6 protein-coding genes and 2 rRNA genes are annotated in these 15,259 nt (G+C 66.3%); 2 read left to right on the forward strand and 6 right to left on the reverse strand.

Annotation, left to right across the window (positions count from 1 at the left end; all coding sequences use genetic code 11):
* Nucleotides 1-19 precede the first annotated feature (19 nt).
* From CFW40_RS13005 to CFW40_RS13020, 3 genes are all read right to left on the reverse strand, one after another.
* Nucleotides 20-3,140 (reverse strand): 23S ribosomal RNA (locus tag CFW40_RS13005).
* Nucleotides 3,141-3,443: 303 nt separating this feature from the next.
* Nucleotides 3,444-4,972 (reverse strand): 16S ribosomal RNA (locus CFW40_RS13010).
* The 16S and 23S rRNA genes sit together here, the layout of an rRNA operon.
* A gap of 733 nt (nucleotides 4,973-5,705) precedes the next feature.
* The gene (locus CFW40_RS13020) at nucleotides 5,706-6,713 is read right to left on the reverse strand and encodes a stage II sporulation protein M (protein WP_088797942.1); all 1,008 of its coding nucleotides are present in this window, start codon (nucleotides 6,711-6,713) and stop codon (nucleotides 5,706-5,708) included.
* 112 nt (nucleotides 6,714-6,825) lie between these two features.
* Here CFW40_RS13020 and CFW40_RS13025 point away from each other — a divergent pair, with 112 nt between their 5' ends.
* Nucleotides 6,826-8,067 (forward strand): RDD family protein, encoded by a 1,242-nt coding sequence (locus CFW40_RS13025; RefSeq protein ID WP_088797943.1) that lies wholly within the window; start codon nucleotides 6,826-6,828, stop codon nucleotides 8,065-8,067.
* A gap of 262 nt (nucleotides 8,068-8,329) precedes the next feature.
* Here the strand turns inward: CFW40_RS13025 and CFW40_RS13030 are convergent, their stop codons facing one another.
* Nucleotides 8,330-8,944 carry a hypothetical protein gene (locus CFW40_RS13030; RefSeq protein WP_088797944.1) on the reverse strand — a complete coding sequence of 205 codons (615 nt, stop codon included), beginning with the start codon at nucleotides 8,942-8,944 and terminating at the stop codon, nucleotides 8,330-8,332.
* A gap of 178 nt (nucleotides 8,945-9,122) precedes the next feature.
* Nucleotides 9,123-10,580, reverse strand: coding sequence for an adenosylhomocysteinase (ahcY, locus tag CFW40_RS13035; protein ID WP_088797945.1), 1,458 nt, complete (start codon nucleotides 10,578-10,580; stop codon nucleotides 9,123-9,125).
* A gap of 623 nt (nucleotides 10,581-11,203) precedes the next feature.
* Here ahcY and CFW40_RS13040 point away from each other — a divergent pair.
* Nucleotides 11,204-13,597 carry a fructose-specific PTS transporter subunit EIIC gene (locus CFW40_RS13040; protein WP_305532205.1) on the forward strand — a complete coding sequence of 798 codons (2,394 nt, stop codon included), beginning with the start codon at nucleotides 11,204-11,206 and terminating at the stop codon, nucleotides 13,595-13,597.
* A gap of 481 nt (nucleotides 13,598-14,078) precedes the next feature.
* On the opposite strand, the gene CFW40_RS13045 is transcribed toward CFW40_RS13040, so the two are convergent.
* Complete coding sequence (locus CFW40_RS13045; RefSeq protein ID WP_088797947.1) at nucleotides 14,079-15,038, reverse strand: cation diffusion facilitator family transporter; 960 nt, start codon at nucleotides 15,036-15,038, stop codon at nucleotides 14,079-14,081.
* Nucleotides 15,039-15,259: the final 221 nt, after the last annotated feature.

A 15,259-nucleotide genomic window follows, 5' to 3' on the forward strand; every position in this document is an offset into this window, starting at 1 on the left:
ACAGTGGACGCGAGCAACTGAGGACAAGCCCTCGGCCTATTAGTACCAGTCAACTCCACCCGTTACCGGGCTTCCATATCTGGCCTATCAACCCAGTCGTCTACTGGGAGCCTTAACCCCTCAAAGGGGGTGGGAGTCCTCATCTCGAAGCAGGCTTCCCGCTTAGATGCTTTCAGCGGTTATCCTTTCCGAACGTAGCCAACCAGCCATGCCCTTGGCAGGACAACTGGCACACCAGAGGTTCGTCCGTCCCGGTCCTCTCGTACTAGGGACAGCCCTTCTCAAGACTCCTACGCGCACAGCGGATAGGGACCGAACTGTCTCACGACGTTCTAAACCCAGCTCGCGTACCGCTTTAATGGGCGAACAGCCCAACCCTTGGGACCGACTCCAGCCCCAGGATGCGACGAGCCGACATCGAGGTGCCAAACCATCCCGTCGATATGGACTCTTGGGGAAGATCAGCCTGTTATCCCCGGGGTACCTTTTATCCGTTGAGCGACGGCGCTTCCACAAGCCACCGCCGGATCACTAGTCCCTACTTTCGTACCTGCTCGACCCGTCAGTCTCACAGTCAAGCTCCCTTGTGCACTTACACTCAACACCTGATTGCCAACCAGGCTGAGGGAACCTTTGGGCGCCTCCGTTACCCTTTAGGAGGCAACCGCCCCAGTTAAACTACCCACCAGACACTGTCCCTGATCCGGATCACGGACCCAGGTTAGACATCCAGCACGACCAGAGTGGTATTTCAACAATGACTCCACAACCACTGGCGTGGCTGCTTCACAGTCTCCCACCTATCCTACACAAGCCGAACCGAACACCAATATCAAGCTATAGTAAAGGTCCCGGGGTCTTTCCGTCCTGCTGCGCGAAACGAGCATCTTTACTCGTAATGCAATTTCACCGGGCCTATGGTTGAGACAGTCGAGAAGTCGTTACGCCATTCGTGCAGGTCGGAACTTACCCGACAAGGAATTTCGCTACCTTAGGATGGTTATAGTTACCACCGCCGTTTACTGGCGCTTAAGTTCTCAGCTTCGCCGACCCGAAGGTCGACTAACCGGTCCCCTTAACGTTCCAGCACCGGGCAGGCGTCAGTCCGTATACATCGCCTTACGGCTTCGCACGGACCTGTGTTTTTAGTAAACAGTCGCTTCTCGCTGGTCTCTGCGGCCACCACCAGCTCACCGAGTAAATCGGATCACCAGCAATGGCCCCCCTTCTCCCGAAGTTACGGGGGCATTTTGCCGAGTTCCTTAACCATAGTTCACCCGAACGCCTCGGTATTCTCTACCTGACCACCTGAGTCGGTTTAGGGTACGGGCCGCCATGAAACTCGCTAGAGGCTTTTCTCGACAGCATAGGATCATCCACTTCACCACAATCGGCTCGGCATCAGGTCTCAGGCTTCATGCTGTCCGGATTTACCTGGACAACGCCCTACACCCTTACCCCGGGACAACCACCGCCCGGGCTGGACTACCTTCCTGCGTCACCCCATCACTTACCTACTACCACCTTGGGTCAGCGGCTCCACCACTCCCCTTCACCCGAAGGATCCAGGGCGGCTTCACGGCCTTAGCATTAATGGATTCGATATTGGGCGCTTCAAAGCGGGTACCGGAATATCAACCGGTTGTCCATCGACTACGCCTGTCGGCCTCGCCTTAGGTCCCGACTTACCCTGGGCAGATCAGCTTGACCCAGGAACCCTTAGTCAATCGGCGCACACGTTTCCCACGTGTGTATCGCTACTCATGCCTGCATTCTCACTCGTGAACCGTCCACAACTCGTTTCCACGGCTGCTTCACCCGGCACACGACGCTCCCCTACCCATCACAGCCTCCGTTAGGAGTATTGCTGCAATGACACGACTTCGGCGGTGTGCTTGAGCCCCGCTACATTGTCGGCGCGGAATCACTTGACCAGTGAGCTATTACGCACTCTTTCAAGGATGGCTGCTTCTAAGCCAACCTCCTGGTTGTCTCTGCGACTCCACATCCTTTCCCACTTAGCACACGCTTAGGGGCCTTAGTCGATGCTCTGGGCTGTTTCCCTCTCGACCATGGAGCTTATCCCCCACAGTCTCACTGCCGCGCTCTCACTTACCGGCATTCGGAGTTTGGCTAAGGTCAGTAACCCGGTAGGGCCCATCGCCTATCCAGTGCTCTACCTCCGGCAAGAAACACACGACGCTGCACCTAAATGCATTTCGGGGAGAACCAGCTATCACGGAGTTTGATTGGCCTTTCACCCCTAACCACAGGTCATCCCCCAGGTTTTCAACCCTGGTGGGTTCGGTCCTCCACGAAGTCTTACCTCCGCTTCAACCTGCCCATGGCTAGATCACTCCGCTTCGGGTCTTGGGCACGCTACTCAACGCCCTCTTCGGACTCGCTTTCGCTACGGCTTCCCCACACGGGTTAACCTCGCAACATACCGCAAACTCGCAGGCTCATTCTTCAAAAGGCACGCAGTCACGACACAAGGACAAGTCCTTGTGCGACGCTCCCACGGCTTGTAGGCACACGGTTTCAGGTACTATTTCACTCCGCTCCCGCGGTACTTTTCACCATTCCCTCACGGTACTATCCGCTATCGGTCACCAGGGAATATTTAGGCTTAACGGGTGGTCCCGCCAGATTCACACGGGATTTCTCGGGCCCCGTGCTACTTGGGTGTCTCTCAAACGAGCCGCTAATGTTTCAGCTACGGGGGTCTTACCCTCTACGCCGGACCTTTCGCATGTCCTTCGCCTACATCAACGGTTTCTGACTCGTCTCACAGCCGGCAGACTGTGAAAGAGAGATCCCACAACCCCAACCACGCAACCCCTGCCGGGTATCACACGTGACTGGTTTGGCCTCATCCGGTTTCGCTCGCCACTACTCCCGGAATCACGGTTGTTTTCTCTTCCTGCGGGTACTGAGATGTTTCACTTCCCCGCGTTCCCTCCACACTGCCTATGTGTTCAGCAGCGGGTGACAGCCCATGACGACTGCCGGGTTTCCCCATTCGGACACCCCCGGATCAAAGCTCGGTTGACAGCTCCCCGGGGCCTATCGCGGCCTCCCACGTCCTTCATCGGTTCCTGGTGCCAAGGCATCCACCGTGCGCCCTTAAAAACTTGGCCACAGATGCTCGCGTCCACTGTGCAGTTCTCAAGCAACGACCAGCCACCCACCACCCCAACCCGAAGGCTGAGTTCACTGGGGCCGGCATCGCGAAGGTCCAGACCACAGTCCGTACCCTCAGATACCCAACAACGTGCCCGGCCCACCCCGTCAATCCCCACGTTCCACGCCGAAGCAGTACTAGTGACAACCAACCGAGTGTGCCGAATAGTCAACGTTCCACCCATGAGCAACCAGCATCAGACACTCGCTGATGTACTGGCCTCTGACCCGGACAAGTCCGAGTAAGAAGTGCTCCTTAGAAAGGAGGTGATCCAGCCGCACCTTCCGGTACGGCTACCTTGTTACGACTTCGTCCCAATCGCCAGTCCCACCTTCGACGATTCCCTCCCACAAGGGGTTGGGCCACCGGCTTCGGGTGTTACCGACTTTCGTGACGTGACGGGCGGTGTGTACAAGGCCCGGGAACGTATTCACCGCAGCAATGCTGATCTGCGATTACTAGCAACTCCGACTTCATGGGGTCGAGTTGCAGACCCCAATCCGAACTGAGACCGGCTTTTTGAGATTCGCTCCACCTCGCGGTATCGCAGCTCATTGTACCGGCCATTGTAGCACGTGTGCAGCCCAAGACATAAGGGGCATGATGACTTGACGTCGTCCCCACCTTCCTCCGAGTTGACCCCGGCAGTCTCCTGTGAGTCCCCATCACCCCGAAGGGCATGCTGGCAACACAGAACAAGGGTTGCGCTCGTTGCGGGACTTAACCCAACATCTCACGACACGAGCTGACGACAGCCATGCACCACCTGTACACCGACCACAAGGGGGACCCTGTCTCCAGGGTTTTCCGGTGTATGTCAAGCCTTGGTAAGGTTCTTCGCGTTGCGTCGAATTAAGCCACATGCTCCGCTGCTTGTGCGGGCCCCCGTCAATTCCTTTGAGTTTTAGCCTTGCGGCCGTACTCCCCAGGCGGGGAACTTAATGCGTTAGCTGCGGCACGGACGACGTGGAATGTCGCCCACACCTAGTTCCCAACGTTTACGGCGTGGACTACCAGGGTATCTAATCCTGTTCGCTCCCCACGCTTTCGCTCCTCAGCGTCAGTATCGGCCCAGAGATCCGCCTTCGCCACCGGTGTTCCTCCTGATATCTGCGCATTTCACCGCTACACCAGGAATTCCGATCTCCCCTACCGAACTCTAGCCTGCCCGTATCGAATGCAGACCCGGGGTTAAGCCCCGGGCTTTCACATCCGACGTGACAAGCCGCCTACGAGCTCTTTACGCCCAATAATTCCGGACAACGCTTGCGCCCTACGTATTACCGCGGCTGCTGGCACGTAGTTAGCCGGCGCTTCTTCTGCAGGTACCGTCACTCTCGCTTCTTCCCTGCTGAAAGAGGTTTACAACCCGAAGGCCGTCATCCCTCACGCGGCGTCGCTGCATCAGGCTTTCGCCCATTGTGCAATATTCCCCACTGCTGCCTCCCGTAGGAGTCTGGGCCGTGTCTCAGTCCCAGTGTGGCCGGTCGCCCTCTCAGGCCGGCTACCCGTCGTCGCCTTGGTAGGCCATCACCCCACCAACAAGCTGATAGGCCGCGGGCTCATCCTTCACCGCCGGAGCTTTCCACCACCAGACCATGCGGTCGGAGGTCGTATCCGGTATTAGACCCCGTTTCCAGGGCTTGTCCCAGAGTGAAGGGCAGATTGCCCACGTGTTACTCACCCGTTCGCCACTAATCCCCTCCCGAAGGAGGTTCATCGTTCGACTTGCATGTGTTAAGCACGCCGCCAGCGTTCGTCCTGAGCCAGGATCAAACTCTCCGTGAATGTTTACCGGTAATCCGGTGAACACACACGAGAGCGGAACGAGCGGACGGAATAAGTCCGGTCGTTCACAGCGTCCTCGCTGTGTGTGCCACCCCGACCGCTCGGGCCGTGGTGGGCTTTCAAAGGAACCTCATCTCCATGATGGAGACGGGGTATCAACATATCTGGCGTTGACTTTTGGCACGCTGTTGAGTTCTCAAGGAACGGACGCTTCCTTTGTTCCTGTTTCACCAGGATCTCCGGGCGCTTCCCTTCGGTCTTGCGTTTCCGACTCTATCAGATCCTTGCGGTCCCGATTTTCGCCGGTGCGTTTCCGCCTTTCGGCTTCTTCGCGCTTTCCAACCGTACCAGATCCGTTTCCGTGTCCGGCGCCCTGTTGGAGCGGGTCGGCCGTTCAGCTTTCGCTTTCCGGCCTTTCCGACTCTAGCAGACCCGATTTCGTTCCGTTGCCGGCCCGAATTCGTTTCCGATTCCCCGTCGGAGGGGTTTGCCTTTTGGCTTTTCCGACTTTATCAGAAGGGATTCGGTCGAATTGATCGACCGGGACTTCCGATAAGTGGTCGGTTGCGCCTCGTCGAAGAGAAATTCCGACCGAAGCGGAGAGGATACTAACCGTCGCGGATGAACTTGTCCAGTTCGTTGCAACCGTTCGAATCTACCTCCCCCTGGCGCTCGTGTCAACGGGCTCCTGGGGCGAAGAGGAGATTAGCAGGCCAGCGGGGGCCGATGCACATCACGCGGCGGTCGGGACGGTGGCTTCGCGGTCGGTGAGGTCCACGTCCCCGGTGGCTCCGGCACGTACGGCGCGGCCGCCCAGGACGTAGACGTAGAGGAGGAAGGCGAGTTCGGCGGCGATGCCGATGCCGATGCGGGCCCAGGTGGGCAGGCCGGAAGGGGTGACGAAGCCTTCAAGGGCGCCGGATATGAAGAGGACCGCGGCGAGTCCGATGGCGACGCCGAGGGCGGAGCGCCCTTCCTGGGCCAGGGCGGTTCGGCGGGTGCGGGGACCCGGGTCGATGAGGGTCCAGCCCAGGCGGAGGCCGATGCCGGCCGCGATGAAGACGGCGGTCAGCTCAAGGAGACCGTGCGGAAGGATCAGCCCGAGGAAGGTGTCGAGGCGGCCGGCCGAGGACATCAGGCCGATGCCGACGCCCAGATTGAGCATGTTCTGGAAGAGGATCCACAGGACGGGGAGGCCGGCAAAGGCTCCGAGGACGAGGCACAGGGCGACGGCCTGAGCATTGTTCGTCCATACCTGGGCGGCGAAGGAGGCGGCGGGATGACTGGAGTAGTACGTCTCGTATTCGCCACCGGGGCGGGTCATATTGCGTAGGTCCTCCTGGGCGCCGATCGCCGCCTGAACGTCCGGGTGGGCGGCGATCCACCAGCCGAGGAGGGCGGCGACCGCGGTGGAGAGGATCGCGGTCGGGATCCACCAGTGGCGCAGGCGGTAGACCGCCGCGGGGAAAGCCGTGGTGAAGAAGCGGGCGGTGTCGCGCCAGGAGGCCTTGCGGGCGCCGGTGACCGTGCTGCGGGCACGGGCCACCAGAGAGGTGAGGCGGCTGATCAGCACCGGGTCCGGGGCGCTGGAGAGGAGGAGGGAGAGGTGGGTGGTGGTGCGCTGGTAGAGGGCGACCAGTTCGTCGGCCTCGGCTCCGGTGAGGCGGCGTTTGCGGTCGAGCAGGGTGTCGAGGCGGTCCCATTCGGCGCCATGGGCCGTGACGAAGACATCGAGGTCCATGTGGTGTCGCTCCTCGCAGCGCCGTGGGTGGGGGCCGGATCAGCTTGGCAGACTGGCCGTGTCCGGCGTGGGGTGGGCGGGACATCGGGGAACGAGAGGGAGTGAGCGCGGCGTGGGTGGACTCGTCACGGGTGAAGCGGTGGTGCTGGGGCTGCGGCCGGCCAGGCTTCCGAGCCGGGGGCTGGCGGTGGCCATCGATGTGGCGGTGGCCTGGGCGGTCTACCTCGGTGCCTCGCTGCTGCTGTTGAGCGCGACCTCGTCGATGGACAGTGCGGCGGTGGCGGCCGTATCGGTGGCCACGTTCGTACTGGTGCAGGTCGGGATACCCATCGTCATCGAAACGCTGAGCCATGGGCGGTCGCTGGGGAAGCTGGTCTGCGGGCTGCGGGTCGTCCGGGAGGACGGCGGGCCGATCCGGTTCCGGCACGCGTTGGTGCGCGGGGGGATGGGGGCCATCGAGATCGTGATGACGATGGGGGTGGTGGCGGCCGTCGCCTCCCTGCTGTCGGAGCGGGGGCGCCGGGTGGGGGATGTGTTCGCAGGGACGCTGGTCATACGGGAGCGGATGCCGGTGGCGGAGGCGGGGACGGCGCTGCCGCCTCCGCCTACCTGGCTGGTGGCGGAGCTCGGGGCGCTGGATCTGTCGCGAGTGCCCGATTCGTGGTGGCTGACGGTGCGGCAGTACCTGACGCGGATGGGGCAGCTCGATCCGGAGGTCGGCGGGGCGATGGCGGGGCGGCTGGCGGAGGATCTGCGGGAGTTCACCGGGGTGCCGGGGCCGACGGGGGTGCATCCGGCGGCGTATCTGGCGGCGGTGGTCGGGGAACGGCAGGCGCGGGAGTCGCGGCGGGCGTTCGGGGGGTCGGTCGCGGCGGGCGGGACGGCAGCGGCCGGAGGTACGGCAGCGGCCGGAGGTACGGCGGGGCGCTACGGGACGGCGCCGGCAGCGGTCGGGACGACGGCCTTCGGAGGGGTAGCGGGCGGTGGGGGCGTTGCCGGCGCTGGGGAGTCCTGGCGTGGGGAGCCGGAGGGGTTGGTTCGGGCGGCGGGGGTGGGTGCGGATGCCGCGTCGCCTGGTGCAGCGGGGCGCCCCGGGGCGGCAGAGGGCCTGGCGACGGCAGGGAATGCGGTGTCCTCGGCTGCGGCTGGGGGCTGGGCGGCGCCCGGGGGTGGGGCTGGGGCTCCCGAGGCCGGGGCTCCCGGGGCCGGGGGTGGTGCGGCGGCCCGGGGCGAGTCGGCGTGCCAGGACGGTGTGGGGGTGCTCGGGGTGCCGGAGCAGCGGGAGCGTCGGGGTGATGAGGAGAGCGGCGGAGCGGGGAGGCTGCCGCGTACGGGGTTTGCGCCGCCGGTGTGAGGCACCGGTGAGGGGTGGGGGAACCGGGCGGCGGGTAGGCCCGGCGGGCGTGGGGCGGTGGGTGCGCCCGTTCGGGCCTGGCGTATTCGGTGGTCGGGGCAGGGTGCGCTCCGCGTCGGCCCATAGGGTGCCGTGGCAGGTCGTGCGCAGACCTGGCACGAGCATGAGCGCGGAGGCCCGCCGTCACGGGGACTGCGGCGACGGACACACCGCGACGGGCCTGCCGCGACGGTGACGGGCGGAGACCGGCGGAGCAGGCGTGTCAGGGGAACGTCGACGGTGGGGATTCGAGGGATTCGAGTTCGATGCCGGGGGCGGAGAGGACCACGTCGCCGGCGATGTGGACGGTGTGCTGTTCGCCGGTCTCCAGGTCGTTGACCTGGTATTCGTCGGCGATCAGGGGGGCGTTGTCAGTGGCGTGTGGTGTGCTTTTCAGCAGGGCCCAGGACTGGTCGAGCGTGCGGGGGGCGAGGACGGGGGGTGTGAAGGCAACGAGGCGGGTGCGGACGGCGCCGGCGCCGAGGGCGGGGCGCAGGAGGCGCGCGGTGGCGATGAGGAACGCGGGGGACGCGCCGGTGAAGGCGTGGGCGGGGACGTTGCCTTCGGTGGCGTGTTCACCGGTCGGGTCGGTGCGTACCCAGGTGACGCCCTCCAGGGCGGCGCCGCGGACCTGCCAGGCGGAGGCGTGGAGTTCGAGGCGGAGGGGCCGGCCGAGTTCGTCGAGGGTGAGGTCGACGGAGCCGGTGTGGTCGCCGGAAGGGTTGACGATCTGGGAGACATAGCGCCAGCCCGAGGGGCCGGTGGCGCAGTGGAAGTGCTCTTCACCGAGGGGGGTGTGATCGTGCGGGTCGTGGAGGGAGTAGTGGCCGCGGGGCATAGGGGATCGAGTCCTTCGGGCGGCGACGTGCCGGTGCGTCGCGGGCGGCGGGTCTGTCCGGGGTCCTCATGGGCCAGGCCCCCGCCGTGAGGGGCGAGGGCCTGGGATCACCGGCTGCTGTGGGGAGCACCAGCGGTCGGCGGGGCCGACCGGTTGGCGATCGCCCGCTGGAGCCGGCTCAGTAGCGGTAGTGGTCGGGCTTGTACGGGCCCTCGACCTGGACGCCGATGTAGGCGGCCTGCTCGGGACGCAGCTCGGTGAGCTTGACGCCCAGCGCGTCGAGGTGGAGACGGGCCACCTTCTCGTCCAGGTGCTTGGGCAGCACATAGACGTCGGTGGGGTACTCCTCGGGCTTGGTGAACAGCTCGATCTGGGCCAGCGTCTGGTCCGCGAACGAGTTGGACATGACGAAGGAGGGGTGACCTGTGGCGTTGCCCAGGTTGAGCAGGCGGCCCTCGGACAGCACGATCAGGACCTTGCCGTCCGGGTGGGTCCAGGTGTGGACCTGGGGCTTGACCTCTTCCTTGACGATGCCCTCCAGCTTCGCCAGGCCGGCCATGTCGATCTCGTTGTCGAAGTGGCCGATGTTGCCCACGATCGCCTGGTGCTTCATCCGCGCCATGTGCGAGGCCAGGATGATGTCCTTGTTGCCGGTCGTGGTGACGAAGATGTCGGCGGTCTCGACGACGTCCTCGAGGGTGGTGACCTGGTAGCCGTCCATCGCGGCCTGCAGGGCGCAGATCGGGTCGACCTCGGTGATGATGACGCGGGCGCCCTGGCCGCGCAGGGACTCCGCGCAGCCCTTGCCGACGTCGCCGTAGCCGCAGACCACGGCCGTCTTGCCGCCGATCAGGACATCGGTGGCGCGGTTGATGCCGTCGATGAGGGAGTGACGGCAGCCGTACTTGTTGTCGAACTTCGACTTCGTCACGGCGTCGTTCACGTTGATCGCCGGGAAGAGCAGGTCCCCGTCACGGTGCATCTCGTACAGACGGTGCACGCCGGTCGTGGTCTCCTCGGTGACACCGCGGATCTCGGAGGCCAGGTTCGTCCACTTCTGCGGGGCCTCGTCCAGCGTGCGGGTCAGCAGCTCCAGGATCGCGCGGTGCTCGTCGCTCTCCGCGGTCTCCAGCGCCGGGACCTTGCCGGCCTTCTCGTACTCGACGCCCTTGTGGACCAGGAGGGTGGCGTCACCACCGTCGTCGAGGATCATGTTCGGGCCGCCGGTGGGCGAGTTCGGCCAGGTCAGCGCCTGCTCCGTGCACCACCAGTACTCCTCCAGCGACTCGCCCTTCCAGGCGAAGACCGGGATGCCCTGGGGGTCGTCCGGGGTGCCGTTCGGGCCGACCGCGATGGCCGCGGCGGCGTGGTCCTGGGTGGAGAAGATGTTGCAGGACGCCCAGCGGACCTCGGCGCCCAGGGCGGCCAGGGTCTCGATCAGGACGGCGGTCTGCACGGTCATGTGCAGGGAACCGGTGACCCGGGCACCGGCCAGCGGCTGGGCGGCGGCGTACTCCTTGCGGATCGCCATCAGGCCGGGCATCTCGTGCTCGGCGAGGGTGATCTCCTTGCGGCCGAAGGCGGCGAGGGACAGGTCGGCGACCTTGAAGTCCTGGCCGGTGGCTGCTGTCGTCATGCGGGCTGCTCCTCGAGCGTCGAGGTGGATGGGCTGGCAGTCTGCGGCGCGGGCCGGGTCCCCGGTGGTGACCGGGGCGTATACGAGCGTACGCGGAAGCGGACGCACCTCTCCCGTTGGCCGCAGCGCAGTCCGTCGGAGGCCCTCTCTCCCTCGGCCGGTCCGCGGTGCGGGCCGCCCGACCGCCATCAGCAGCGACGTCTGGCACTGGTCACGAATCTACACCGATCGGCCCGGTGAACCCCAGCCAGGAGGGGCCGGGGTGGGGGCGGTGCCGGTCGGGCAGGGGTGGCGGGACGGGGGTTGTTTCCCGGGTTGCGGGGCGGCGGGACGGGGGTTGCCTTTCGGGTTCCGGGGCGGTGGGACGGACGTTGGTTCCCGGGATCCGGGGCAGCGGGAAGGACGTTGCCTCTTGGCATCCGGAGCAGCGGGGCCGCCGTTGCCTCCCGGGGCCCGGGGTAGCGGGAGACGATGTTGCCTACCGGGATCCGGGGCGGCGACACGCGTTCCGGCTGCTGGGGCCGGGGGCCCGGAGGGGTTGGCGCGTGCTGCGACGTCATGCAGGATGCCTGGCAGCGCGGGAACGGATGCACCCGCGCGCGCACGTTCGTAAGGAGACTCGCGTGACCACCACTCCAGCTGATCCCCCCGAGGGCGCGGTGAAGAGCGGGCAGGGGCTGAAACTGCTCGCGGTGACCGCCTGCCCGACCGGGATCGCCCACACGTACATGGCCGCGGAGAAGCTGACCCAGACCGCCCGGGCCCTCGGGCACGAGATCAAGGTGGAGACACAGGGGTCCATCGGGGCCGAGAACGTCCTGTCTGACAACGATGTCAGAGAGGCGGACGGCGTCATCATCGCCGCGGACAAGGAGGTGGACCGCAGCCGGTTCGTCGGCAAGCGGGTCCTGGCCGTCGGAGTGGCCGAGGGCATCCGCCATCCCGAGCGGCTGATCGAGCGAGTGCGGAGTGCGCCGGTGTACGGGCGCGCGGAGGGTGACGGGGCCGGAGCCCGAGGCAGGGCAGGAGCTGGGGCCGGGGCCGAGGAGGGTGCGGCGCCGGGTGCCGGGGGCGCCGGTGGCGGCCGGGAGCGCAGCGTTGCGTACAAAGCGCTGATGAACGGCGTCAGTTACATGATTCCGTTCGTGGTGGTCGGCGGTCTGCTGATCGCGATCTCGCTGGCGGTGGGCGGTCATCCGACGCCCGAGGGGCTGAAGATCGCCCCCGGTTCGTTCTGGGAGGACGTCAACCACATCGGCACCATCGGCTTCCAGCTGATGGTGCCGGTCCTCTCCGGCTATATCGCCTATGCGATCGGTGACCGGCCCGCGCTGGTACCGGGCATGATCGGCGGGTGGATCGCCACACACGGCGAGTTGTACGGGATGAAGGACGCGAGCGCCGGCTTCATCGGCGGGATCGTCACGGGCTTTCTGGCCGGGTATCTGGTCGTGTGGATCAAGAAGGTCGAGGTTCCGAAGTTCGCCCGGCCGATCATGCCGATCATCGTGATCCCGATCGTGGCGACGACCGCACTCGGACTCTTCTTCATCTATGTGCTCGGCAAGCCGATCTCCTGGGTGTTCACGCATCTCACCGGCTGGCTCAGCGGCATGACCGGGACCAGCGCGATCGTGCTGGGGGCGGTCCTCGGGCTGATGATCGCCTTCGACATGGGCGGACCGGTCAACAAGACGGCGTTCCTGTTCGGTTCCGGCCTGATCGCCTCCGGAAACCAGACGGTCATGGGCATGTGCGCGGCCGCGATCCCGGTGATGCCGCTCGGGCAGGGGCTGGCCACGCTGATCCGCCGGCGCCTGTACTCCGAGCAGGAGCGGGAGACGGGGATAGCGGCGCTGTTCATGGGGCTCTTCGGGATCTCGGAGGGCGCGATCCCGTTCGCCGCGGCACGGCCCGCGCAGGTCATCCCGGCGAACATGCTCGGCGGCGCGGTGGCCGGAGCCGTGGCGGGGATGGCCGGGGTGGCGGACGCGGTGCCGCACGGCGGGCCGATCGTGGCGGTGCTGGGCGCGGTCGACGGGGTGCCGGTGTTCTTCGTCGCCGTGGTGATCGGGACGGTGGTCACGGCGCTGACGACGGTGATGTTGGTGGATGTTTCAGGGCGGAGAAAGGGCGGGGTCGTGCCGGCGGGGGCGGCCGGGGGCGCGCGGGTGGCCTGGGCTGGTGCTGGTGTCACCGTTGACGGCGCCGGTGGTGGGATGGCCGGGGGTGCTCGTCTCGGCGTTGATGCGGTCGGGACGGCGGCTGCCGGTGTGGGGTCGGTGGAGTCGGCAAGGGCCGTGTCGGATGTGGAGCCGGGGGCGGAGCCCGTGGTCGTTGCCGGCGGAGGGGGTGCCGGGTCTGCTGCTGGGGCGGGTGGTGCGTCCCGTATAGCCGCGGCTGTTGCCGACGTCCCCGGGAGCGCCACCAGCCCTGGGCAGGCGGGGAATGGCGATGCCGCGGACGGCAATGTCTCCGGGGCCGGTGGTGACGACGAGGTCAGCGGGGACGGAGTCGAACGCGACACCAACGGTGACAAGGACGGCAGCGACGGCGCCGTCCAGGTGCTCTCCGGCTATCTGACCGTGCAGACCGTCAAGACGCGGCTCGACGCCGACGGGAAGGAAGCGGCGATCCGGGAGATGGCCGAGCTGGCGGCCGGTACCGGCAGGGTGGCGGACGTCGACGAACTGGTCCGGGTGGCGCTGGCGCGTGAGGCACAGGGCACTACCGGGCTCGGCGAGGAGATCGCCATTCCGCATGCCAAGACGGATGCGGTGACCGCTCCGGTCGTCGCCCTCGCGCGGTCGGCGGACGGTATCGACTGGGGCTCGCCGGACGGCACGCCCGCCAGGCTGGTCTTCATGATCTCGGTGCCGGAGGCAGCTGCCGGCGACGAGCACCTGCGCATCCTGGCGCTGCTGTCGCGGAAGCTGATGGACGCGGAATTCCGGGCCCGGCTGCAGGGTGCGGAGGACGAGGCGGCGATTCTGTGCGTCCTTGGTGAGATCCGTTAAGGCGCCCCGTACGCGGCGCCGTTGTGCGCCCCTGGGGGCACAACGGCGCGTCTTCGGGGCACCACTAGGGCGTGGGCGAACAGATCCCGTAGGGGACGCGAGGGCCCCCTCGGGGCCTGGAACGCGGCGGTCCGGGGCGGTATTCCGTGGCTCGATTGCGTGGCTCGATTGCGTGACTCACCAGTGGTCGACGGGCCGTGGCCGTAGGGCAGCGATCAGCAGCCGTGACCGTGAGGCCGTGGTTTTGGGCCGTGGCCGTGAGGCCGTGGTTTTGGGCCCCGGTCGTCAGGCCGTGGTCGGGAGACCGCGGTCGACGGGTGTGATCGACAGGCCGGGCGTCGTACGGCGAAGGCCCCCGCACTCGCCAGGAGTGCGGGGGCCGCTCGTTCACAGGGGCGGCGCCGGGCTCGGCGCCGGTGCCTGCTCGGGGCTCGGGCCTCGGCGCGGGTGGCCGCCGTCGGAGTCGTGGCCGCCGTCGGGCTCAGACTCCGCCCGGGGTCTTTGACGGGTCGGCGCCGGCGGCGGCGGTGGCCTCGTTGTAGATGTCGGGCTCCAGGTAGATGACCCGGGCGATCGGTACGGCCTCGCGGATGCGGGCCTCGGCGGCGTTGATGGCCTGGGCGATCTGGGTGGCGGTGTCGTCGTGCTGGACCGCGATCTTGGCGGCGACCAGCAGCTCCTCGGGGCCGAGGTGGAGCGTGCGCATGTGGATGACGCGGGTGACGACCTCACCGTCGACCACCGCCTCGCGGATCTTGGCCAGCTGCTCGGGGCCGGCCGCCTCGCCCAGCAGCAGCGACTTGGTCTCGGCGGCCAGGACCAGGGCGATCACCACCAGCAGCGCACCGATGCACATGGTGCCGATGCCGTCCCAGATGCCGTCGCCGGTGGCGAGGGTGAGCCCGACGCCGCCCAGCGCGAGGACCAGACCGACCAGCGCGCCGAAGTCCTCCAGCAGCACGACCGGCAGCTCGGGGGCCTTGGCGCGGCGGACGAACTGAGCCCAGGTCTGCTTGCCGCGCAGCTCGTTGGACTCCTTGATCGCCGTACGGAAGGAGAAGCCCTCGGCGATGATCGCGAAGACCAGGACGCCGACCGGCCAGTACCAGTTGTCCAGCGCGTGCGGCTCGTGGATCTTCTCGTAGCCCTCGTAGAGCGCGAAGACGCCGCCGATGGTGAACAGGACGATGGAGACGAGGAAGCCGTAGATGTAGCGTTCGCGGCCGTAGCCGAAGGGGTGCTCGGTGGTGGCCGCGCGCTTGGCCTTCTTGCCGCCGAGCAGCAGCAGGCCCTGGTTGCCGGAGTCCGCGATGGAGTGCACGCCTTCGGCCAGCATCGAGGACGAGCCGCTGAAGGCGAAGGCCACGAACTTCGCTGCGGCGATCGCCAGGTTGGCGCCCAGCGCCGCAACGATCGCCTTTGTCCCGCCTGATGCGCTCATAGGTGCCGCATGTCCCTTCCGTCGTCCGGCCTTTACCGCCGCTTTAATGCTGCGGCGGTCATTGTTGCAGCCCCGCGGCGGGCGTCCACCAGGAGGCCACCTGGCGGACGGTTCCCGACGCCCGGCGGACGGTTCCCGACGCCCGGGGGACGGTTTGCGACGCCCGGGGGACGGTTTGCGACGCCCGGGGGACGCCTGCCGGCCCTCGGCGAGGGTTTCCG

The organism is Streptomyces sp. 2114.4 (genome assembly GCF_900187385.1).
Classification (GTDB): domain Bacteria; phylum Actinomycetota; class Actinomycetes; order Streptomycetales; family Streptomycetaceae; genus Streptomyces; species Streptomyces mooreae.